The following is a 22450-nucleotide window of genomic DNA, read 5'->3' on the forward strand; positions in this document are numbered from 1 at the left end:
CGTTGTCTTGGGGGCAGTGGCGTGGTGGGCGCGGTCAGGCGCCCAGCTCGCGTTCCAGCCCCTTCGGGTTGTCGGCTAGGCGTGCACGGAATTCTTGCGCCACGTCACCCACGTACACGTCTTCCACACCGTCCTTCAGCGCCCGCACGATGGCGGAGGCGATGGCGGCGGGGGCAACGCGCGGCGGCGGCGTGCGCTGTTCCCATTCGTGGTCGACCGGACCGGGGAATACATTCACCACCCGTACGCCCGCGCCGCGCATTTCGGCGCGCAGGCATTGGGCCAGCGACAGCGCGGCGGCCTTGGAAGCCGACCACATGCCGCGCGACGGCAGGTTCATGTGCGCGTAGATGGACAGCACGTTGACCCAGGCGGTGGCGTTGTTCACGCCGTCGGCGGCGCGGCCGCACAGGGCGGGGCCGAAGCTTTGCGCCAGGCGCATCAGGCCCAGCACGTTCACGTCCATGGCGTCGCGCGCGGTGTTCACGTCCTTGCGGTATAGCAGGCCGCCTTCGCGTTCCAGGTCGGCCGTGTTCACCAGGATTTCGACCTTGCCGCCGATGGAGGCGGCCAGCCGGTCCACGGAATCGGAGTCCGTCACGTCCAGGGCAACCGACTGCACGCGCGGGTCGGCGGCCAGCGCGTCAAAGGCGGCGTTGCGCTTCCAGGACTGCGCGTCGCCCAGGAATACCGTGGGGCAGCCCGCGTCCAGCAAGGCCCGCGCCACGGCCTGGCCCACGGCGGTCTTGCCGTCGGTGACCAGCGCGCGGCGGAATTTCGGGTCGCACGAGGTTTCGCGCAGGGTCTTGTCGTCTTCCATGTTGGGCGTGTTCCTTTCAGGCAGGGCGATCATCACGGCTTGGCCGCTGCGGTCCAGTTTCAGGGCCAGCCGCACGCGCGCGCCGTCAGCGCAGTCCTGGTGCACATGCGCCACGACGGACGGGCCGGCGTCCATCACGACGGTGCCGACGCGCCAGGGCAGGCGTTCGCGGAAATACAGGTCGTTGCTGTGATGCAAGGTGGTGCTGACCAGCAGCACGCCGTTGGGGTCGGCAGGGCGCCAGGGCAGGTGTTCCGACAGGCAGTGGCCGCAGACTTCGCGCGGCGGATATTGCACCGCGCCGCAATCGGCGCAGGTTTGCAAATCAAAGCGGCCTTCGGCGGCGGCGGCCGTCAGCCCCAGGGCCGTGCGGCTGCGCAAGCCGGGCGGCAAGGTGGGCTGGCGGGTGCGCGCAACCGGATTCTTCCGGGGCGGCTTGGCTAGCGGCTCGGTCATGCGTCGCTCCTTGCCAGAATGGCCGCGGCGGTGCACAGCCCACGGTCGTAATTGATCATGCCGAAACCGCTGACCATGCCGATGCGGGCATCCGGAACTTGCGTGCCGCCCGCCGTGCCGGTCAATTGGCGCAGCGCTTCGACCATGCCCAGGTAGCCGCCGGCGGCGCCCGCCTGGCCCACCGACAATTGGCCGCCGTTGGTGTTGAAGGGAAAGCTGCCATCCACGGTGAACGTGTGGTCGCGGACGAAGGCGGGTGCGGCGCCTTTTTCGCAAAAGCCCAGGTCTTCAATCTGCATCAGATTGATGACGGGGTAGTCGTCATAGGCTTGCAGGAAGTCCATGTCGGCCGGCGTGGCGTTGGCCTGGCCGTAGAGTTCATCCACGTCCATCGTCCAGCCGCCGCGCGTCTGGATCGGGTCGTCGATCCAGGCGTTGTGGCGTTCGATGGTGGACAGGATGCGGGCGTGGGGCAGGTTCAAGGCGCGGGCCTGCTCCTCGCGCATCACCAGGAAGGCGTCCGCGCCCGCGCAGGGCATCACGCAGTCGAACAGATGGATGGGGTCGGTGATGACGCGCGCGTCCAGGTATTGCTGCAACGTCAGCGGCTTTTTCATCAGCGCGTGCGGGTAGCGCAGCGCGTTGTCGCGTTGGGCCACGCACAGCTTGCCGAAGTCTTCGCGCGTGGCGCCGGTGGCGCGCATGTAGTGCGCGGTCAGCAGCGCGAAGCTGGCGTTGGGGCCGCCCGCGCCATAGGGGTAGACGGCGTCTTGTGCAAAGCGCGAGAACTGGCTGACGGTGTTGCGAAACGAGTCCACATGGTTGGTGTCGCCCGCGATGCAGGCCACGATGTTGGCGTCGCCCGCCTGCACGGCGCGTGCCGCGCGGCGCAAGGCCGCCACGCCGCTGGCGCCGCCCATGGGGATGTGGTCCAGCCAGCGCGGGCTCATGCCCAGGTGCTGGACCAGGCCCACGGCGGTGTCGGGCGCCAGCGTGAAGCTGGATACACACAGGCCGTCGACATCGGTCTTGGCCACGCCGGACTGCCGGATCAACGCTCCCAGCGCGCGACCCAGCCACCAGTGCGCGGCATGGGTGGAATAGCGCTCGTACGGAATGGTGACGGGCAGGGCCGCCACGATGCCGTCGTATCCCAGTCGGCTCATCGGGCAGGCTCCTGGCGTTTTTTCATGGCGTTGGTGTCGATGCAGCGCGCCGTGCCGGGCAAGGTCGGCGCCAGCGTTTTCATTTCGCCGCGCTGGATCTTGTTGGTGGTGGTCAGCGGCAGGCTGTCCACAAACGCCACATAGCCGGGCGCCTTGTAATAGGCCAGTTGTTGCAGGCACCACTGCACGATGCCGCGCGCGGCCTCGGTCATGGCGGCGTCATCGGCGGGCAGGGTTTCGGGCACGACGCAGGCCAGCACTTCGTCGCCACGCACGGGGTCGGGCACGGCGGCCACGGCCACGGCCTTGACCAGCGGATGCTGCATCAGCACGCTTTCCACTTCCACGGCCGAGATGTTTTCGCCGCTGCGGCGGATCACGTTTTTCTTGCGGTCCACAAAGCGCAGCGCGCCGTCGGCTTCGCGGCGCACGATGTCGCCGGTGTGAAACCAGCCGTCCTGCCAGGCCTCATCGGTGGCGGCTTCGTCTTTCAGATAACCGGCGAAGAATCCGTAACGCGGATCCTCACCCGCGTGGCGCACCAGCAGTTCGCCGGGTTCGCCCACGGTGGCGGGCTGGCCGGCGTCGGTCACGATGCGGACCTGCACATCGTCTTCCTCTCGGCCGAAGCTGCTAGTGCCGATGTAGCGGGGTTCCTGGTTGGCGATGATGACGGCGCCCGCGCCGGTCTCGGTCATGGCCCAGGCTTCCAGCAAGGGGAAGCCGAAGCGCGCTTCAAAAGGCGCGTGCAGGGTGCGGTCCACGCCCGCGCCAAAGCCGAAGCGGATGGCGGGCTGCAAGTCGCTGTCGGACGGCGCGGCCTTCATCAAGATGGCGGGCATCACGCCCAGGTAATGCAGCACGGTGGCGCCGGAGTTGCGCACGCTGTCCCACCAGGTCTTGGGATGGAAGCGGTCCAGCGGAATCAGGCAGCCGCCCGTCAGCACCATGGCCATGGCCGAATACGCCATGGCGTTCATGTGTACCAGCGGCAGCGGGGTCAGCATGCGTTCCTGACCGGGGCGCAGCGCGGCCAGCCCGCCGATGCGCGAATACCAGCCGCCCGCGTGCAGGAAATAGCGGTTGGGCAGGATGCAGCCCTTGGGTCGGCCCGTGGTGCCGGAGGTGTACAGCAGCGCGCATTCGCTCAGTTCGGTAGGCGCGGTGTCAGCCAGCGGCGCGGCGAAGGACGCTGACGGGGGCGCGTCGTCCGGGCCCATCACACGCAAGGGGCGGCCGGCGCGCTCGGCGGCGGCCATCAGGTCGGCGTGGCGCTGGGGCAGGGCGACGGCCAGGGCGATCTCGGAGTGGCCCGTCAGGTATTCGAGTTCGGCCGCGCGCAGGTCCGGGTTGATCGGCACGACCGACACGCCCAGCGCATTCAACGCGAACCAGTGCAGGAAGAAGGCGGGGCGGTTTTCCAGCAGCAGGCCCACGCGGTGGCCGTGGCCGTAGCCCGCTGCCGCGTAGGCGGCGCGCAGCGTTTCAATGGCGTCGGCCGCGCGACCATACGACAGTTCGCCAGCGGCTATGCCATAAACATCGGCCGTTTCCGGCAGGATGCACAAGAAGGGCTGGGCGCCATAACGGGCGGCGGTGTCGCTGAAAGCCTGATGGACGGTGGTGTTCACACGCCGCTCCTACATGAACAATTGGATGTTGCCGAAGGCGGCATCGCAGTTGACCAGGTCAACGCGCTTCAAGCGGATGCGCAGCGCGCCGTCCTGTTCCACCAGGTGGTGCGTGGCCCAGCCGGCGAACAGCGTCTGCGTGTCCTGCCGGGTTTCAACATAGTGAAAGGCGGTGCGCACCACATGGCGGCCTTCGGCGGGCGCGGCATCAGGGTGGTCGTGTTCCACCGTGGGCGCTTGCAGCAGATGATGGCAACGGCTTTTTGGCTGCTGCGAAAACGTGCGCTGGCCGGCCAGCCGTTCCACGCGCACGCGCAACAGCAGCTTGTCTTCGTACATCAGGGAAGCGTGCAGCTTCGGATCCGTCTGGCCATGGGCCAGCGGCATCCAGTAGTAGCCGTCTTCCGTGTACAGGTTCAGCCAGTCCTCAAAGCGCAGCTCGTCCAAGAGGCGCGCTTCGGCGTAGACAAAATCGATCAACTCGCGGTCGCTTGCGCTCATACCGACTCCGGTCCGGTCATGTAGCGGCCCCATGCGCGGTATTGGTTGCGCATCTGCCATTCGTTGGTGCCGTTGGTGGTGACGTTTTTCTGGCCGGCCTCATCGGGCGTAAACAGCCGGCCCACGTTGACCCAGTCACGCGCGCGCGAATTCAAGCCGTCTTGCGCGCGTTCGTACATTTCCAGGTCGTCATGGCCGACGACAGACGTGGGCGCGTTGATCAACCGGTTGTACATCAGCGTGCGTTCCAGCAGCAGGTCGGGCGCGCCGACCAGGCGGAACGTCCACGACTCCACCAGCGTGCGGTCGGCGGCGATGGGCTTGAAGATGCGCAGCGTCTGGATCGGGCCTTTCACCATGATGTTGGGGAAGTACACGGTGTTGTGGCGCACGTCGCCCAAAATTTGCTTGGCGCGTTCCTCGCCGTAGGCGGCAACCATCGAATCCCAATAGCCCGGCACGCCGGAGTACGAGGCATGGATGGAGTCCGACACGCCGGTATGGCCGTGGCCGTTTTCCCACACGCGGATGCCCATGTTCTCGAAGAATTCATAGGGCGAGATAAACGGCGCGAACAGTTCCACCGCCATGGGCTTGGGCGTGCCTGCGGGCGCTTGCTCCCAGACCTTCACGGCGGTGCCGGCCGACGATTCGTGCGCCACCATCGGGTGGCAGGTGTCGGTCTGGTTGTCGACCAGCATCTTCCAGTTGCAGCGGTGCATATAGCGCAGCACACCGCCGGCCACTTCCAGCCGGCCCTCGGGCGAGCGGTCAACCATGTTGTCCAGCGTGGACAAGGATTCGCCAAAGAATTCTTCGAACGACTGGCCTTCCGGGTTCAGGCGGCAGAACACGAAACCGCGATGGTTCTTCACATCCTTGACGGCGGCCATGCCCTGGCTGGCTTCGCAGTTTTCCAGGCCGGTGTTCTCGTAGCCCTTCTTCAGCGGTATCGACAGCAGGCTGCCGTCGGTCTTGAAGGTCCACGCGTGATAGGGGCAGCGAAAGAACTTGCCGGTGTTGCCGCAGGCCTCGCCCGCCACCATCGTGCCCTTGTGGGGGCAGCGGTTGTGCAGCACGCGCACGCTCTTGTCGCTGTGGCGCACCATCACCACGGGCTGGTTGCCGATGGTGGTGGTGATGTAGTCGCCGTTGTTCGGCACCTGGCTGTCGTGGCCGACGTAGACCCAGGTGTTGGCGTACAGGCGCTCCATCTCCAGGTCGAACAATTCCTGGTCGATGAACAGGTCCTTGTGGACTTCCGTGTCGCGCAGCAGGGCGCGGATGGCGTCGGGGTTGTCGCGGTATTTGGCCATGGTCGCTTCCTTGTCGTCGGGGCCGGCGGCCTTACAGGTCCAGCACCAGGCGCGCGGATTTCGCGCGCGAGATGCAGATCTGGATGATCTTGCCGCTGGCCTTCTCGGTGTCCGAGAGGTAGTAGTCGCGATGGTCAGGCTCGCCTTCCAGCACGGTTGCCTGACAGACGCCGCATTCACCGCGCTTGCAGTCGTACATCGGGTCGCAGCCTTCTTCTTCCATGACGTCGACGATGGTCTTGTCGGCGGGGATGGTCAGCGTGCGGCCGGATTGGCGCAGTTCCACTTCAAAGGCTTGGTCGCCGGCTTGCGCGGCGGCGGTGACGAAGAGTTCGAAGTGGATGTGGGCATCCGGCCAATGGCGGGCCTTGGCGCCGGCGATGACGGCGTCGATCAGGCCCTTGGGGCCGCACACGTACAGGTGCTGGCGGGGGTTGGAGGCGGCCAGCAACGCTTGCAGGTCGAAGCGGCAGGCGGGGTCGTCGTCCGCGTGCACGGTCAGGCTGCTGCCTGCCAGCGCTTCGAGTTCAGGCAGGAAGGCCAGTTGATCCTTGCTGCGGCCACAGTAGTGCAGATGAAAGTCGCGGCCGGCGGCTTTCAGCGCGGCGGCCATGGAGGCCACCGGCGTGATGCCGATGCCGCCCGCGATCAGCACCACGGGTTCGTCGCCTGCCGGCGATTCATGCAGCGGGAAATCGTTCTTGGGGCCTTCGACGCCAAGCGTGTCGCCTTCGGCCAGCGCGTGCATGTGGCGCGATCCGCCCTGGCTGGTTTCCTCCAGCCGCACACCCAAGCGGTATTCCGTGGGCTGCGCGAACTGGCCGGCGTCGGGCGTCAGTTGCACCAGCGAATAGCAGCGCGGTTCGCGCAGGCCGGGCACGGTGACTTTCAAATGCGCGCCGGGGCCGAAGGCGGGCAGCGGCCCGGCGTCTTCGCGCGCCAGGCGGAAGGATCGAATCAGCGGCGACTCTTGCCGGACTTCGCGGATGATGAGTTTCAGTGTCTGCACGGCGTTTGTCTCTATCGGTATTCCGGTATTCGGGTCTTTGGATCAGGCCGCCAGCTTTTCAGCCATCTGGCGTTCCATGGGGGCGCAGCTTTCGTTGGCCAGCGCGGTCTCGCGCAAGGCGCGCAACGAGGCGGCGGCGTCAGGCCGGCCCACCAGTTGTTCAGCCGCCGCAAGCAACTGGCGGTACTTGCCGCCACCGCGCACATGCGTGTCGCTATAGCCCTTGACCAGGCGGCGGCAGTTCACGGTTTCAACCGCCAGCGCGTAGTCTCGTGGCGCGAGTCGGGTGATCAGGTCCAGCCATTGCCGCAGGCCTTCAGTTTCAATCTGATGGCGCAGCGTGCGGCGGCGAAAGCGGCGCATGCCGGCCAGCGAATACAGCATTAGGAAACCGCTCAGCGTGCCGCTTTGCATCAGCCGGCCCTTGCCCAACCGGCGTTCCACAAAACCGCCGAAGGCCTTGGAACTTTCCAGCCAGCGGCCCAGGCCCGTGGGCATCGTGCCGCAGATTTCTTCCAGGCGTGGGTGCATGTAGTCGGTGGTCATGACCAGTTGGTCGGCGCGCGCGCCCACTTCGCGACGCACTCGTTCAAAGCGCGTGCCGCGCGTTTTCAGATCGGCCACGCGGATCACGTCGTCGTAGGCCATGGCGGTGGCGACGTAGCGCGCGGCGGCACAGGTCAGCGCCCAGCCTTGGGCATCGCCGCCGTGTTGCGCATCCAGGTCGCGTAGCGCCTTCATGTGGCGCAGATAGTCGGCGGCGTAGGCGGCGTCCTGGAATTCAAGCTGGCGGCGCACGCCAGCCGTCAGCATGGGCTGCGCACAGGCGGGGAAGTCGCGCTTGATGGTGTCCAGCAGCGCTTGCGTCTTCGGGCTGGCGGCGCGTTCGGGCACGTCGGCCACGGGCCGCGTCAGGTCAATGGCGGCGGGTTGGGCGGGCGCCTGATGCGCCGCGTCGAAACCCAGCGCGAAGGCGCGCAGGCTGGCGTCCACGCCCAGGCCGGCGCGGCGCACGGTCGCTTCGAAATCTTCGCGCGTGAAGGGCAGGGCGCCGCTGCCGGCCACCGCGCCGAACAGGCTGGCGCTGATGACGCTGCCGGCGCGGTCTGCCAGGTCTTGCAAGTCAAAGCACAGGAAGCGCTTGGCGGCGGCGCGGCCGGCTTCCAGCACTTTGTTGGGGTCGGCAATGCCGTTGCCGGGCGCGGACTTTTCGCTGACGGCGTAGCTGCGATGTGATGACGACAGCAACACCGTGCGTTCCGGTGTGACCAGGCCGCGCTGGATGGCGCGGCCGCCTTCCATCAATTCGGCGGCCACGACCAGGTCCACGTCGCCGGGCGTGGGCATCAAGGCCAACGCGGGCGCGCGGCCGGCGCGTGCCACGTCGGCTTCGGGCAGCAGTTCCAGGTAGTAGATGGTGGCGCCCGTGCGCTGCGCCACGCCGGGCACGGAAGTCGTCTGCGCCCACCAGCCGGCGTGCTCGGCCATGTCGACGATCCAGTCGGCCAGCACGCCGCCGCCCTGGCCGCCCATGGCCAGGATGGCGATCTTGATCGGGTTGCCTTGCTGCATTGCCACCGGGTTCATGAAGGGCTAGTCCTTACAGGGCGTATTGGGCCAGCCGCGCGGCGCGGCGGCGTTGCAGGAAACCGATGACCGCGCCGCGCATGCGCGCCAGGAAGCGGTCGGTGCCGGTTGGGTTGTGCACGATGTCGGCGCGGTAGAAAGACGGGCACAGCACGGCGGCATGGGCCACTTCGCCGCAGTTGCCGCAGCCCACGCAACTGCTTTCCACGTGCGCCACGGGGTCTTCCTTCAAGGGGTCGCCGCTGTCCTTGATGGACAAGGACGGACAGCCCGACAGCCGGATACAGGCGTGGTCGCCGGTGCAAACATCGGGGTCCACGCCAAAGCGTTCCTTGACCATGCGGCGGCCTTCCTTGACGGCCTTGTTGAACAGCGGCTTCACGCGGCGCTGTTTGTTCAGCATGCATTCCGACTGCGCGATGATGACCTTGGGGCCCTTGATGTCGGTGGTCAGCGCTTCTTCGATCGTGGCGCGCACCTTGGCCACGTCGTAGGTGCGGTCCAGCGTACGGACCCACTTCACGCCCACGCCGCGCACGGCATGGTCGATGGGATTGTTGGTGGACCGGTCGGGGTTGTCGGCGCGCGACGACAGGATGTCTTGCCCGCCCGTGGCCGAGGCGTAGAAGTTGTCGACGATGACGATGACGCCGTCGTACTTGTTGAACACCGCGTTGCCGATGCCGGACGACAAACCGTTATGCCAGAAGCCGCCATCGCCCATGATCGAGATGGGCCGCTTGGCGGCGGGCACGTTGAACGCCGCCGCGCTGGACGCGCCCAGCCCGTAGCCCATGGTGGTGGCGCCCAGGTTGAAGGGCGGCAGGATGGAAAACAGATGGCAGCCGATGTCGCAGGAAATATGGTGCTGCCCCAGCTTTTCCTGCGCCAGCGTCAGCGCGGAAAAGATCGGGCGTTCGGGGCAGCCCGTACAGAAGCCGGCGGGGCGCGGCGGCACCACCGAGGCCAGGCCCTGCACCTGCTTGTGGAAGGTGATGGGCTGTTCAGCGGGCTTGGGAGCAGGCTTCGGCCGTGAGACTTCCGTGATTTCCAGTTGCCGGGCTTCGGCTTGTGCATCCACCGCCACCGCCGCATGCGTCTGCAGCGATTCCGGGCGATGGCGCTTCAGGAATTCGCGCAGGCCGTCTCGCATCACTTGCGTGGTGTATTCGCCCGCCATCGGCAGCACGTCCTTGCCGGACAGATGCGTGTCGATGCCCGCCTTGCGCAGCACGGCGTGCAGGTTCTGTTCAATGTAATCGGGCTGGCCCTCTTCGAGCAGCAGCACGGCGCGCTTGCCCCGGCAGAATTCGGTGACCTCGTCTTCGATGACGGGATAGGTCACGTTCATGACGTACAGCGGAATGCGACTGTTGCCGAAGTTGTCGGCCAGGCCCAAGAGTTGCAGCGAGCGAATCACGCCGTTGTACAGGCCGCCTTGCAGGATCAGGCCGATATCGTTCTGGTCGCCGTCGAAGTGCTCGTTAAGCTTGTGTTCTTTGATGTAGCGAATGGCGGCGGGCCAGCGGTCTTTGATTTTTTCCTGTTCGTGCAGGAAGGACGCTGGCGGCAGCACGATGCGGCTGGTGTCGCGCGCGGGGTTTTCCAGCGCCTGGGCCAGCGAGAACGCGGGCCGCTTGTTTTCCTTGGCGATGAAGCGGCCATGCACGTGGCAACCACGGATGCGCAGTTGCAGCATCACCGGCGTCTTGCTGGCTTCCGACAATTCAAAGCCGTCTTCCACGGCCTTGACCATGCTTTCCAGGTTGGGGCGCGGGTCCAGCAGCCAGATCTGCGATTTCATGGCGAACGCGTGCGAGCGTTCCTGCATGATGGACGAGCCTTCGCCGTAGTCTTCGCCCACGATCACCAGCGCGCCGCCCGTGACACCGCCTGACGCCAGGTTGGCCAGCGCGTCCGAGGCCACGTTGGTGCCCACGGTGGACTTCCACGTGACGGCGCCGCGTATCGGGTACATGACGGAGGCCGCCAGCGTGGCGGCGGCGGTGGCTTCCGAGGCGCTGGCCTCGAAGTGCACGCCAAGTTCTTGCAGGATCTCGTTGGCGTCCGCCAGCACGTCCATCAGGTGCGAGATGGGCGAACCCTGGTAGCCCGCCACATAGCCCACGCCCGATTGCAGCAAGGCCTTCGTGACGGCAAGTATGCCTTCGCCGCGAAACTCTTCGCCGGCGCCAATTCGCAACTGCTGGACTTCTTTCTTGAAAGACCTTTCAGCCATCTCGAACTCCTGGTCGGGCCGGTTTGCCGGTCCTCAAGCCTTGCTGCCATGCAGCATCGTCGTGTCACGAAACTTCCGTCTGAAAAATACTTTAGGAGTCAACGTTTTAGCTGTCAACAAAAAAGATGAAATTTCATGGAAATCAAAAAATATCACGCGAAAACAAGGATGTATATACTGGTTGTTCTCTAGCTTCGTGCCGGGTTTTCGTCCCCGGCATGGTGCAAAAATGGGTTGCGATTCGGGGTATACCCTGTGCTGCGCAACAGCATTGCGGCACATCATGGCGCGCGTTTGCGCCGTCGTGGTGCAATGCGCTTTCCGGCCCTGGGCCGTTCACGAAATTCCGGTGCGTGGAGGCACAGCAACATGCGGTTGGACAAGCAGCGGGACACCCTTTTGACTGGTCGCGGTACGTCGGGGCCGCGTTTCGTCGACGGCTATCTGGCCTATCTGCTGGCGCAGGCCAGCCAGCGCATCTCGGCCGAATTCCATTTGCAGGTGAAGGCAGCCGGCTTGTCGGTAACGGAATGGCGGGTGCTGGCCAGCCTGGAGGGCAGCCCCGGCGAAACCATTGGCACGCTGGCGGTGCTGGCCATCACCAAGCAGCCCACCTTAAGCAAGGTGGTGCAGCGCATGGAAGCCGAAGGGCTGGTGGCGCGCACGGGCGTGCGGGCCGACCGCCGGCAAACGCGGGTATGCATCACCACCAAGGGCACCCACCTGATCGCGGGCTTGTGCGAGCAGGCCTTGCAGCATCAAAAAGCGGTGCTGGCTCCCTTTGGCGAAGAGAAGGCAGCACTGCTGATCAACATGCTGGAAGTGCTGATGACCGAGCATGTGCCGCTGGAGTTGCCGATTGACGACGAGGAATGACCGGGCAGCATCCAAGTCCGTTGCGTCCGCGCACTTGAACATTGTTCGGCTCAATTATTTTGTTGGATGCTTATGCGTCCCTTAATGGGTTTCTCTCTGTGAAAAGGGGTCACGGTACGCATAAACCCTGAATTGACGCGGGTCAACCGGCTAGGCACACTCGCGCCGGTATTCAGACTAATGTCAGGAGTTAACCCACTATGCGCCGCACCTTGATTGCTATCGCGATCGCCGCCGCCGTGGCCGTGCCCTCGATCGGGCAGGCCAAGACATTCCGTTGGGCCGCCCAGGGCGACATTCTTACGTTCGACCCGCACTCGCAAAACGAGGGCATGACGATCGCCGCCAACAGCTACATCTACGAACCGCTGGTGGACTACGACAAGACGTTCAAACTGGCGCCACGCCTGGCCACGGAATGGGAACAGGTGTCGCCGACCCTGTACCGCTTCAAGCTGCGCCCAGGCGTGAAGTTCCATGACGGCGCGGCCTTCACGGCCGACGACGCGGTGTTCTCGATTCACCGCGCCATGGCGCCCACGTCGAACTACAAGGCCTACACCACCGGCATCAAGGAAGCGCGCAAGGTTGACGACCTGACGATCGAAATCGAAACGTCGGCGCCCAACCCGGTGCTGCTGCGCCAGTTGACCAACGTGTTCATCATGAACAAGGCCTGGGCCGAAAAGAACAACATCGCCAAGCCGCAGGACTACGTCAACAAGGAAGAAACCTTTGGCGCCCGCAACACCAACGGCACGGGTCCCTACAAGCTGAAGACGCGCGAAGTGGACGTGCGTACCGTCTTTGAAGAAAACAAGGACTGGTGGAACAAGGCCGGCAAGGTCGGCAACGTGACCGAAGTGGTGTTCACGCCGATCAAGCAGAACGCCACCCGCACCGCCGCGCTGCTGTCGGGCGAAATCGACTTCGTGCTGGACCCCGCCGCCCAAGACCTGCAACGCCTGCGCCAGGCGCAGAAGGTGGTGGAAGGCAACGAATACCGCACCATTTACCTGGGCCTGGACCAGAAGCGTCCGGAATTGCAGTATTCGAACATCAAGGGCAAGAACCCGTTCCAGGACATCCGCGTGCGTGAAGCGCTGTACCGCGCCATCGACGTGGATGCCATCAAGCGCGCCGTGATGCGTGGGCTGTCCGCGCCCACCGGCACGATGATCGCGCCGCAGGTGCATGGCTGGTCGGAATCGGTGCACAAGCGCGTGCCCTACGATCCCGAAAAATCCCGCGCGTTGCTGAAGGAAGCCGGCTACGACGGCACCCTGAACTTCACGCTGGACTGCCCCAACAACCGCTACATCAACGACGAAGCCATCTGCCAGGCCGTGGTCGGCATGTGGGCCAAGGTGGGCGTGAAGGCCACGATGAACGCCATGCCGCGTTCCACGTACTTCCCCAAGGTGCAGTCGTTTGACACCAGCGCCTACCTGTTCGGCTGGGGCGTGCCCACGTTCGACGCCATGTACACGCTGCAGAACCTGATCCGCACCAAGGGTGAAGGCGCCGACGGCATGTACAACCTGGGCGGCTACAGCAACAAGGAACTTGACGTGATCATTGATCGCATCAAGACCGAGACTGACCCCGCCAAGCGCGACGCCGACATCACCACCGTGCTGCAAGGGCACGCCAAGGACTTCGGCCACATCCCGCTGCATGACCAGGTCATCCCCTGGGCGATGCGCAAGAACGTCACGGTCATCCACCGTGCCGACAATCGCCTTGTTGCCGATTGGGTCACGGTTGACTGATCCCGGCTAACCAGACGGCGCGGAGCCTACCCGGCTCCCGCCGTTTTGTCTTGGTTGTTCCCCTATGTTTGCTTTCATACTGCGCCGCCTGTTGCAGGCCGTAGCGGTGATGCTCACCGTCGCGCTACTGGCCTTTGTGCTTTTTCAATACGTCGGCGACCCTGTCACCATCATGCTGGGGCAGGACGCCACCGATGCCGAGCGTATCGAGTTGCGTGAGCGCCTGGGGCTGAACGAGCCCGCCATTGTTCAATTCGGCCATTTCGTGGCCAACGCCGTGCAAGGGAATTTCGGCATCTCCCTGCGTCAGAGCGAACCCGTTTCCACCCTGTTGAAATCGCGCTTGCCGGCCACGCTGGAGCTGTCCATGGTGGCGGCCTTGCTGGCTTTGGTAGTGGGCGTGCCGCTGGGCGTTTACACCGCGCTCAAGCGCAACAGCCTGGTATCCCAGATGCTGCTGGCAGGTTCGCTCTTGGGCGTATCGCTGCCCACCTTCCTGATCGGCATCCTGCTGATCCTGGTGTTCTCCGTGCAATTGGGCTGGCTGCCCAGCTACGGGCGGGGCGACACCGTCAGCCTGGGCTGGTGGACGTCGGGCCTGTTCACGGCCACCGGCTGGAAGCACCTGATCCTGCCGTCCATTACCTTGTCGCTCTTCCAGATGACGCTGGTGCTGCGCCTGGTGCGTTCGGAAATGCTGGAAGTGCTGCGCTCGGACTACATCAAGTTCGCCCGCGCGCGCGGCCTGAAGCGCCGCGCCATCCATTTCGGCCATGCGCTCAAGAACACCATGGTGCCCGTCATTACGATTACCGGCTTGCAGTTGGGCGGCATCATCGCCTTTGCCATCGTCACGGAAACCGTGTTTCAGTGGCCGGGCATGGGCTTGCTGTTCATCCAGGCGGTGCAATTCGCCGACGTGCCGGTCATGGCCGCGTACCTGTGCCTGATCGCGCTGGTCTTCGTGGTGATCAACCTGGTGGTCGATCTTCTGTATTTCGTTGTAGACCCGCGCCTGCGTTCGGGAATGACTCGCGCCGGGGGGGCTCACTGATGCGCGCCGTACTCAAACGCTGGTGGGACAGCGACATCGCCTGGGCCTGGCGCCGGGCGCCCGTGGCCATTCTGGCGACGCTGCTGTTGGCCGTGTTGCTGATCGGTTCGTTCGGCGCCGGCTGGGTCGCGCCGCACAACCCCTTCGACCTGACCACGGTGGAACTGCTGGACGCATTGTTGCCGCCCGCCTGGGAGGACAACGGCCAGGCCAACTACCTGCTGGGCACCGACAGCCAGGGCCGCGATCTGTTCTCGGCCATTCTGTACGGCACCCGCGTATCGCTCTTGATCGGGTTGGCGTCGGTGCTGCTGTCGATGCTGATCGGCATTGTGCTGGGGCTGATCTCGGGCTACGCGGGCGGGCGCATCGACGCCTTCATCATGCGTGTGGCGGACGTGCAGTTGTCGTTCCCCGCCATTCTGATTGCGCTCTTGATCGATGGCGTGGCGCGGGCCGCCGTGCCGCGCGAGATGCATGAGCTGATCGCGTTCCCCGTGCTGATCGGCGCCATCGCGCTGGCCGGCTGGCCGCAGTATGCGCGCACGGTGCGCGGCTCCACGCTGGTGGAGAAGAACCGCGAATACGTGCAGGCGGCGCGCGTGATCGGCGTGGCTTCGCCCGTGATCATGTTCCGCCACGTGCTGCCCAATGTGCTGGGGCCGGTGCTGGTGCTGGCCACGGTGCACCTGGCCACCGCCATCATCACCGAGGCAACGCTGTCGTTCCTGGGGGTTGGGGTGCCGCCGACCGCGCCGTCGCTGGGCACGCTGATCCGCATTGGCAACGACTTCCTGTTTTCCGGCGAATGGTGGATCACCATTTTCCCGGGCGCGGCGCTGGTGCTGCTGGTGCTGTCGGTCAACCTTCTGGGTGACTGGCTGCGCGATGCGCTCAACCCGCGGCTGAATTGAGGTAAGCATGAGCGCACTACTGGAAGTCCGCAATCTGCGCGTGGAATTTCCCACGCGCCGCGGCACGCTACGCGCCCTGGACGACGTGTCTTTTTCCATCCAGGCCGGCGAAGTGCTGGGCGTGGTGGGGGAATCGGGCGCGGGCAAATCGCTGACCGGCGCGTCCATCATCGGCCTCCTGGAACCCCCGGGGCGCATCGCCGCGGGTGAAATCCTGCTGGCGGGCCGCCGCATCGACAACCTTCCCGACGAGCAGATGCGCCGCGTGCGCGGCCGCGAAATCGGCGCGGTGTTCCAAGACCCGCTGACGTCCCTGAACCCGCTGTACACGGTGGGCCGGCAGTTGGCCGAAACCATCGTCACGCACCTGGACATGACGTGGTCGCAAGCGCGCAACCGCGCGGTGGAATTGCTGGCGTCCACCGGCATTCCGGCCGCGCGCGAACGCATCGACCACTATCCGCACCAGTTCTCGGGCGGTATGCGCCAGCGGGTGGTGATCGCGCTGGCGCTGGCGGCCGAGCCCAAGCTGGTGGTGGCCGACGAACCCACGACCGCGCTGGATGTGTCCATTCAGGCGCAGATCATCGAACTGCTGAAACGCCTGTGCCGCGAGCATGGCACGGCGGTGATGCTGATCACGCACGACATGGGCGTGATCGCCGAAACCGCCGACCGCGTGGCGGTGATGTACGCGGGCCGCGTGGCCGAGATCGGGCCGGTGGCCGATGTGATCCACAAGCCGCGCCATCCGTATACGTCGGGGCTGATGGGATCGATTCCGTCCATGGACGGGCATACGGAACGGCTGGTGCAGATTGACGGCAGCATGCCGCGGCTGAACGCCATTCCGCCGGGCTGTGCGTTCAACCCGCGTTGCGGCCAGCGCTTGCCGCGCTGCGCGACCGAGCGCCCCGAATTGATGCCGGCGGGCACGTCTCGCGCGGCCTGTTGGTTGCATGACGACAAAGCGATGGTGGCCGCATGAGCACGCCCTTGGTGGAAGTGAAAGACGCGGCGCGCTGGTTCGATGTGTCGCCGCCCTGGTTGGAGCGCAAGCTGGCCGGCAAGCCGCGCGTGATGCTGCGCGCGGTGGATGGCGTGTCGTTCGACATCGCGCGCGGCGAAACGCTGGCGCTGGTGGGCGAATCGGGCTGTGGAAAATCCACGGTCGCGCGCATGCTGGTGGGCCTGTACGGGCTGACGCGCGGCGATATCCGTTTCGATGGCCAGCCGCTGTCGCGGATGTCTGAGAAAGGCGGGCGCAACTTGCGCAAGCGCTTGCAGATGATTTTCCAGGATCCCTACGCCAGCCTGAACCCGCGTTGGCGCGTGGGCCGCATCATTGCGGAGCCGATGCTGACGCATACGCAGATGACGGCCGACGAGCGCGTGGCGCGCGTCAGCGAACTGCTCAAGCAGGTGGGCCTGGACCCGGCGGACCAGGGCCGCTATCCGCATCAGTTTTCAGGCGGTCAGCGCCAACGCATTTCGATTGCGCGGGCGCTGGCGGTGAACCCGGAATTCCTGGTGTGCGATGAGCCCACTTCAGCGCTGGACGTGTCGGTGCAGGCGCAGGTGCTGAACCTGATGAAAGACCTGCAGCGTGAGCTGGGGCTGACCTATCTGTTCATTTCGCACAACCTGGCGGTGGTGCATCACGTGGCCGACCGGGTGGGCGTGATGTACCTGGGCCGCATGGTGGAAGTGGCCCCGCGCGACGAGCTGTTCGCGCGACCCCGGCATCCGTATACGCGCATGCTGCTGGAGGCCATTCCGGACATCAATGGGGCGGGAAAATCGCGCACGGCGGTGGCGGGCGAAGTGCCGAACCCGTTGAATCCGCCCTCGGGGTGTACGTTTCATCCGCGCTGCCCGCATGCGAACGAGCGGTGTCGGGCCGAAGCGCCGGTGGCGATGCTGGCGGGGGTGTCAATCGTGGCGTGCCACGCGGTGGAGGAAGGCCGGGTGTGATTGCGGGGGCGGGTCGGAATGGCGCACAAGCCGTCACCGGTCCCGCCTTGTTTCAGTGGCGAGGCTCGTGGACCGAGTCATACGGCGTGTCGTCGTCCTCGTCGTCCTCATCCTCGTCGTCTTCCTCTTCCTGTGCGGTCGGATCCGGCTGCGGTTCCTCGGTCAGGGCGAAGGGCAGCACGTCTTCCAGATTGTCGGACCACGCGGACTCTTCGCCGTCGTGGTCCAGTTTGATGAAGCGTTCGCCTTCGTTCAAGGAAATCTGCACGGCCCACAGGTAGAGGCAATCGTAGGTGTCGTCATCGGCATGCGGCAGGCCGCCGCGATTGCCCAGCAGGCGCGAGCCCGCGCCGCCCATCTGGACGTGGGTCTGCTCTTCGTCCGCTTCGGCGCCTTCGTCCAGCGGGACACCGAACGTGACCCACTCGGTGCCTTCATCGCCCAGGATCACTTCGGCCAGCACGGGCTTGCCCAGGTAGGCGCTGAGCGCATCGGCGGTCTTGGCCAGCATGTCCAGTTCGGAGGTACTGAAATGGGTCACGGAGGCGGGGGGGTGGCAGAGGCGGACATGAAGGGATTCCTGGGCGCGATGAAGCCGCGACGGCACGGCAAGATACATAAAGTCAGGCGCTATTGTCGCGCGATCGGCGTTGCGTTGCATCCGACGCTTGGATGACGCGGCGTGACAAGGCTGTCAGGCTGGCGCGGGCTTGGGCTGCAATCGTGATTCAGGCGTAATGCCCTGCGCCGTCGTTCCGGCATGCTCGGCCCGCGGCGCTATCCGGATGGTGTACGGCGACGACACACCGTCATTCGGACTGGGCCTACACTTGCGGCCTGTTCCGATATTCCCACTACGCATCACCGTCCTCCGTCCATGACGCCCTCAGAACCTTCCGCCATTCCCGCCCGCTATCTGCTGTTTCCGCTGCTGGCGGCCCTGATCTGGTCGATCAATATGATCGTTACCAAGATGGCCGCCGGCGTCATCTCTCCTGCCGTCATCGGGTTTTACCGCTGGGCGCTGGCCGGCGCCGTGCTGACCCCGTTCGCCTTGCGGGGCGTGTGGACGCAACGCCGCCTGATCTGGCCCTATCTGCCGAAATTCGCCGTGCTGGGCGGCTTGGGCATGGCGCTATACCAGGGGCTGGCCTATGTGGCGGCTTCCAGCACCACGGCCACCAACATGGGCATCATCACCGCCATGATCCCGCTCTTGACCATCGCGGTGGGCACGGTGGTGCTGCGCCAGCGGCCCACGCTGATGGCGATGCTGGGCGGTGTGGTGTCGCTGGCGGGCCTGGCCTTGCTGATCGGCGAAGGGGACCCCGCCCGGCTGTTGTCCGTGGGCGCGAACCCCGGCGACCTGCTGATGGGGCTGGCCGCGCTGGCCTATGCGCTGTACGGGGTTTTGTTGCGCCGCTGGGGCTTGCCGGTGGGGCCGTGGGTGTCGCTATACGTGCAGATCGGCTTCGGCGTGCTGTTCCAACTGCCCGCGTTCCTGATGGCCGCGCCATCGCCGCTGAATGCCGACAACGTGCCGCTGGTGCTGTATGCCGCGATTTTCCCGTCCCTGTTCGCGCCCTTCCTGTGGATGCAGGGCGTCAAGCACCTGGGCCCCAACCGCGCCAGCATTTTCCTGAACCTGATGCCGGTGGGTACGGTGGCCATCGCGTCGGTCTTCCTGGGCGAAAAGCCGCATCTGTTCCACATCGTGGGCGGTTTGCTGGCGCTGGCGGGCGTGATGCTGGCGCAGATGCGCACGCCTCGCCTGGGTGGGCGCGCAGGCAAAGCGGCGGGTTGACGGCGCTGTTCCGTCCCTGACGCGCGCCTGTCAGGGTTCCGGCCTACAATCGACGGTTCATCAGCTTTCTTTCCCTATACGAGCCCATGGCCCAATACGTCTACACCATGAACCGCGTCGGCAAGATCGTGCCGCCCAAGCGGCAGATTTTGCGTGATATCTCGCTTTCGTTTTTTCCTGGCGCCAAGATCGGCGTGCTGGGCCTGAACGGCTCGGGCAAGTCGACGCTGCTGAAGATCATGGCGGGCGTCGATAAAGAGATCGAAGGCGAAGCCATCCCCATGCCGGGCCTGAACATCGGCTATCTGCCGCAGGAACCGCAACTGAACCCCGAGCACACGGTGCGCCAATCGGTCGAAGAGGGCCTGGGCGCCGTCGTCACCGCCAAGAAGCGCCTGGACGAGGTCTACGCCGCCTACGCCGAGCCGGACGCCGACTTCGACGCGTTGGCCGCTGAGCAAGCCGACCTGGAAGCCATCATCGCCGCCGCCGCATCCAGCGGTTCGGACGACATCGAACACCAGATGGAAATCGCCGCGGACGCACTGCGCCTGCCGCCCTGGGACGCCATCGTCGGCAACCTGTCCGGTGGTGAAAAGCGCCGCGTGGCCCTGTGCCGCCTGCTGCTGTCCAAGCCCGACATGCTGCTGCTTGACGAGCCCACCAACCACTTGGACGCCGAAAGCGTGGAATGGCTGGAGCAATTCCTGCACAAGTTCCCCGGCACCGTGGTCGGCGTGACCCACGATCGCTACTTCCTGGACAACGCCGCGGAATGGATCCTGGAACTGGACCGTGGCTACGGCATCCCCTGGAAGGGCAACTACAGCTCGTGGCTGGAACAGAAAGAAGACCGCCTGAAGCAGGAAGAGTCCTCGGAATCGGCCCGTCAGAAGACCATCAAGAAAGAACTTGAATGGGTGCGCCAGAACCCGAAGGGCCGTCAGGCCAAGGCCAAGGCGCGTCTGGCCCGCTTCGAGGAACTGTCGTCCTACGAATACCAGAAACGCAACGAAACCCAGGAAATCTTCATTCCGGTGGGCGAGCGCCTGGGCAACGAGGTCATTGAATTCAAGAACGTCAGCAAGGCCTATGGTGACCGCCTGCTGATCGACGACCTGAGCTTCAAGATTCCGCCCGGCGCCATCGTCGGCATCATCGGCCCCAACGGCGCCGGTAAGTCCACGTTGTTCCGCATGATCGCGGGCCGCGAGCAACCGGATTCGGGCGAAGTCAGCATCGGCCAGACGGTGAAGCTGGCTTATGTGGACCAGTCGCGCGATGCGCTGGAAGACAAGAAGACGGTATTTGACGCGGTGGCCGACGGCGCCGACATCCTGACCGTGGGCAAGTTTGAAATGTCGTCGCGCGCCTATCTGGGCCGCTTCAACTTCAAGGGCGGCGACCAGAACAAGGTCGTGGGCCAACTGTCGGGCGGTGAACGCGGCCGCCTGCACATGGCCAAGACGCTGATCGCCGGCGGCAACGTCCTGCTGCTTGACGAACCGTCCAACGACCTCGACGTTGAAACGCTGCGCGCGCTGGAAGACGCCTTGCTGGAGTTCCCCGGCAGCGTCATGGTCATCAGCCACGATCGCTGGTTCCTGGACCGTATCGCTACTCACATCCTGGCATTCGAAGGCGATTCGCAAGTGGTGTTCTTCGACGGCAACTACCAAGAGTACGAAGCCGACAAGAAACGCCGCCTGGGCGAAGAGGGCGCCAAGCCCAAGCGCCTGCGCTACAAGGCACTGAAGTAAGCCAAAAAATCCCGGCGATGAACTGACCCCCAGAAGTTGGACGGTCAACTAAAGCCCGAAGGTCTGAGCTCGGTATTGCACCGGGCTCAGGCCTTTTAGCTTGAGCTTGATGCGATTGTGATTGTAGTAATGGATGTACTGCCGGATGCCGGCCTGCAACTGCTCGATGCTCTCGAAGCGGTTGAGGTGGAAGAACTCTGCTTTGAGCGTGCCGAAGAAGCTTTCCATGGCGGCATTGTCCAGGCAGTTGCCCTTGCGTGACATGCTCTGCGTGACGGACCGGGCGGCCAGCATGCGCCGGTAGATGGGCTGCTGGTATTGCCAGCCCTGGTCGGAGTGCAGCACGGGGCGCTCCGTCGGCCGCAGCCGCGCCAGCGCCTTCTTCAGCATGCTGCCCACGAGCTTGAACACCGGCCGCAGAGCGGTCTCGTAGGCCACGATCTCGCCGTTGTACAGGTCCATCACCGGCGACAGGTACAGCTTCTCGCCACGCACGTTGAACTCGGTCACGTCGGTGACCCACTTCTCGTTCGGACGCTCGGCCTCGAAGCGACGCGCCAACACGTTGGCCGCCACATGATGCGACTGACCTCGGTATGACCGGTACTTCTTGGCGCGCACGAGCGACTTCAAGCCCAGCGCCTGCATCAGCTTCTGCACCGTCTTGTGATTCACCAGCTCACCTGCCTGGCGCAGCACCGCCGTGATCCGGCGGTAACCATAGCGGCCCTTGTGCTGCGCATAGACCGCGTCGATGCGCTGCTTGAGCTCGGCGTACGGGTCCACGGCGCCAAGCGCCTTCAGGTGGTAATAGAACGTGCTGCGCGACAGCTTGGCTGCTCTCAGCAATAGCGCCAGCGGATGACGATGCCTCAACCCTTGGACCATTTGCGCTTTTTCACCAGCGCTTCGGTCCGTTCCGCTTGGATCAAGGCATCGAGTTTTTTTAGGTAATCGAGCTCCGCTCGCAGGTACGCGTTCTCTTCGCGCAACTGCTTCTCTGTCATGTCCTTGGCTGTTGGCTCGGGTGGATACTTGTGTGGCATGGCGGGGCTATCTCGACGTCTGGGCGCCAATGCGCCCATTCCGCCCTCATCATACCCACGACGCCATTTGCCGATGGCCCCGGAATCGCCCAAGTTGTAAACCGCCACAGCCTGCCTGTCCGACAAGCCGTCCTGCTCGATGCGCTTCAACACCTCAAATTTGAATTGCGCCGAATACCGCTTGCGCGGCCTGACTAAACCAGCCCGTCCATGCAGTTGGTAGACAGCCACCCATCGCCGCAGCAACGCATAGTCCACGCCGACCTCCCGCGCCACTTCCGCATAACTATGCTGTTCAGACAGATACCGCCGGACAGCGTCCAGCTTGAACTGCTCGTCGTACTTTGCCATGCAAAAAACCCCCGAAGGATGGATCAAAGTCCAACTTTCGGGGGTCAGTTCACGACGCCGGGATTTTTTTGTGGGCCTATCCCTTGTAGGATGGGTGAAGCGCGGTACGGTTTGCACAAATACCCCGCCGCCCAACGCGCGCAACCCATCACGCAACCCATCACGCAACCATCG

The 22450-nt window shown here is 64.8% G+C and carries 17 protein-coding genes and 1 pseudogene; 8 read left to right on the forward strand and 10 right to left on the reverse strand.

Features of this window, described 5'->3' with window-relative positions; genetic code table 11:
- Positions 1 to 34 precede the first annotated feature (34 nt).
- From ELS24_RS05400 to ELS24_RS05435, 8 genes are read right to left on the reverse strand one after another with little or no spacing between them, the layout of a single operon-like run.
- Entirely contained in the window at positions 35 to 1276 is a 1242-nt protein-coding gene (locus ELS24_RS05400) for an SDR family NAD(P)-dependent oxidoreductase (RefSeq protein WP_127183608.1), read from the reverse strand.
- Positions 1273 to 2442, reverse strand: a complete 1170-nt coding sequence (locus tag ELS24_RS05405; RefSeq protein WP_127183609.1) for a thiolase family protein — start codon at positions 2440 to 2442, stop codon at positions 1273 to 1275. The genes ELS24_RS05400 and ELS24_RS05405 overlap by 4 nt, the downstream gene beginning before the upstream one ends.
- Positions 2439 to 4073 carry an AMP-binding protein gene (locus ELS24_RS05410; protein WP_127183610.1) on the reverse strand — a complete coding sequence of 545 codons (1635 nt, stop codon included), beginning with the start codon at positions 4071 to 4073 and terminating at the stop codon, positions 2439 to 2441. Before ELS24_RS05410 ends, ELS24_RS05405 begins: the two co-directional genes overlap by 4 nt.
- 9 nt (positions 4074 to 4082) lie before the next feature.
- The gene (locus ELS24_RS05415) at positions 4083 to 4574 is read right to left on the reverse strand and encodes an aromatic-ring-hydroxylating dioxygenase subunit beta (protein WP_050448931.1); all 492 of its coding nucleotides are present in this window, start codon (positions 4572 to 4574) and stop codon (positions 4083 to 4085) included.
- Positions 4571 to 5890, reverse strand: coding sequence for an aromatic ring-hydroxylating dioxygenase subunit alpha (locus ELS24_RS05420; RefSeq protein ID WP_127183611.1), 1320 nt, complete (start codon positions 5888 to 5890; stop codon positions 4571 to 4573). The genes ELS24_RS05415 and ELS24_RS05420 overlap by 4 nt, the downstream gene beginning before the upstream one ends.
- Positions 5891 to 5921: 31 nt before the next feature.
- Complete coding sequence (locus tag ELS24_RS05425; RefSeq protein ID WP_050448929.1) at positions 5922 to 6899, reverse strand: PDR/VanB family oxidoreductase; 978 nt, start codon at positions 6897 to 6899, stop codon at positions 5922 to 5924.
- Positions 6900 to 6941: 42 nt separating this feature from the next.
- Complete coding sequence (locus tag ELS24_RS05430) at positions 6942 to 8486, reverse strand: indolepyruvate oxidoreductase subunit beta family protein (protein WP_050448928.1); 1545 nt, start codon at positions 8484 to 8486, stop codon at positions 6942 to 6944.
- A 13-nt stretch (positions 8487 to 8499) separates the two neighbouring features.
- The gene (locus tag ELS24_RS05435; RefSeq protein ID WP_127183612.1) at positions 8500 to 10725 is read right to left on the reverse strand and encodes an indolepyruvate ferredoxin oxidoreductase subunit alpha; all 2226 of its coding nucleotides are present in this window, start codon (positions 10723 to 10725) and stop codon (positions 8500 to 8502) included.
- A 369-nt stretch (positions 10726 to 11094) separates the two neighbouring features.
- Between ELS24_RS05435 and ELS24_RS05440 the strand changes: the two genes are divergently transcribed.
- The 6 genes from ELS24_RS05440 to ELS24_RS05465 all read left to right on the forward strand — a co-directional run bounded on the left by ELS24_RS05440 (position 11095) and on the right by ELS24_RS05465 (position 17315).
- Positions 11095 to 11601, forward strand: a complete 507-nt coding sequence (locus ELS24_RS05440) for a MarR family winged helix-turn-helix transcriptional regulator (protein WP_050448963.1) — start codon at positions 11095 to 11097, stop codon at positions 11599 to 11601.
- 200 nt (positions 11602 to 11801) lie between these two features.
- Positions 11802 to 13373 (forward strand): ABC transporter substrate-binding protein, encoded by a 1572-nt coding sequence (locus ELS24_RS05445; RefSeq protein ID WP_127183613.1) that lies wholly within the window; start codon positions 11802 to 11804, stop codon positions 13371 to 13373.
- Between the two features lie 64 nt (positions 13374 to 13437).
- The gene (locus ELS24_RS05450; protein ID WP_127183614.1) at positions 13438 to 14427 is read left to right on the forward strand and encodes an ABC transporter permease; all 990 of its coding nucleotides are present in this window, start codon (positions 13438 to 13440) and stop codon (positions 14425 to 14427) included.
- A complete protein-coding gene (locus ELS24_RS05455; protein WP_050448924.1) occupies positions 14427 to 15341 on the forward strand; it encodes an ABC transporter permease in 915 nt (304 codons plus the stop codon). Before ELS24_RS05450 ends, ELS24_RS05455 begins: the two co-directional genes overlap by 1 nt.
- A gap of 7 nt (positions 15342 to 15348) precedes the next feature.
- On the forward strand, positions 15349 to 16329 hold the full coding sequence (locus ELS24_RS05460; RefSeq protein WP_050448923.1) for an ABC transporter ATP-binding protein: 981 nt from the start codon (positions 15349 to 15351) through the stop codon (positions 16327 to 16329).
- Complete coding sequence (locus ELS24_RS05465; protein WP_050448922.1) at positions 16326 to 17315, forward strand: ABC transporter ATP-binding protein; 990 nt, start codon at positions 16326 to 16328, stop codon at positions 17313 to 17315. Before ELS24_RS05460 ends, ELS24_RS05465 begins: the two co-directional genes overlap by 4 nt.
- A gap of 52 nt (positions 17316 to 17367) precedes the next feature.
- Here ELS24_RS05465 and ELS24_RS05470 read toward each other — a convergent pair.
- Positions 17368 to 17885, reverse strand: a pseudogene (locus tag ELS24_RS05470) (hypothetical protein).
- A gap of 307 nt (positions 17886 to 18192) precedes the next feature.
- Here ELS24_RS05470 and ELS24_RS05475 point away from each other — a divergent pair.
- Both ELS24_RS05475 and ettA read left to right on the forward strand, forming a co-directional pair.
- Complete coding sequence (locus ELS24_RS05475) at positions 18193 to 19119, forward strand: DMT family transporter (RefSeq protein ID WP_050448920.1); 927 nt, start codon at positions 18193 to 18195, stop codon at positions 19117 to 19119.
- An 86-nt stretch (positions 19120 to 19205) separates the two neighbouring features.
- Complete coding sequence (gene ettA, locus ELS24_RS05480; protein WP_050448919.1) at positions 19206 to 20879, forward strand: energy-dependent translational throttle protein EttA; 1674 nt, start codon at positions 19206 to 19208, stop codon at positions 20877 to 20879.
- A 48-nt stretch (positions 20880 to 20927) separates the two neighbouring features.
- On the opposite strand, the gene ELS24_RS05485 is transcribed toward ettA, so the two are convergent.
- A protein-coding gene (locus ELS24_RS05485; RefSeq protein WP_428839657.1) for an IS3 family transposase occupies positions 20928 to 22276 on the reverse strand; the annotation gives its coding sequence in 2 pieces (ribosomal slippage) (positions 20928 to 21806 and positions 21809 to 22276; 1347 coding nt in all).
- Positions 22277 to 22450 lie beyond the last annotated feature (174 nt).

Origin of the sequence: Achromobacter spanius (assembly GCF_003994415.1) — a bacterium.
In the GTDB taxonomy this organism is placed as follows: domain Bacteria; phylum Pseudomonadota; class Gammaproteobacteria; order Burkholderiales; family Burkholderiaceae_B; genus Achromobacter; species Achromobacter spanius_C.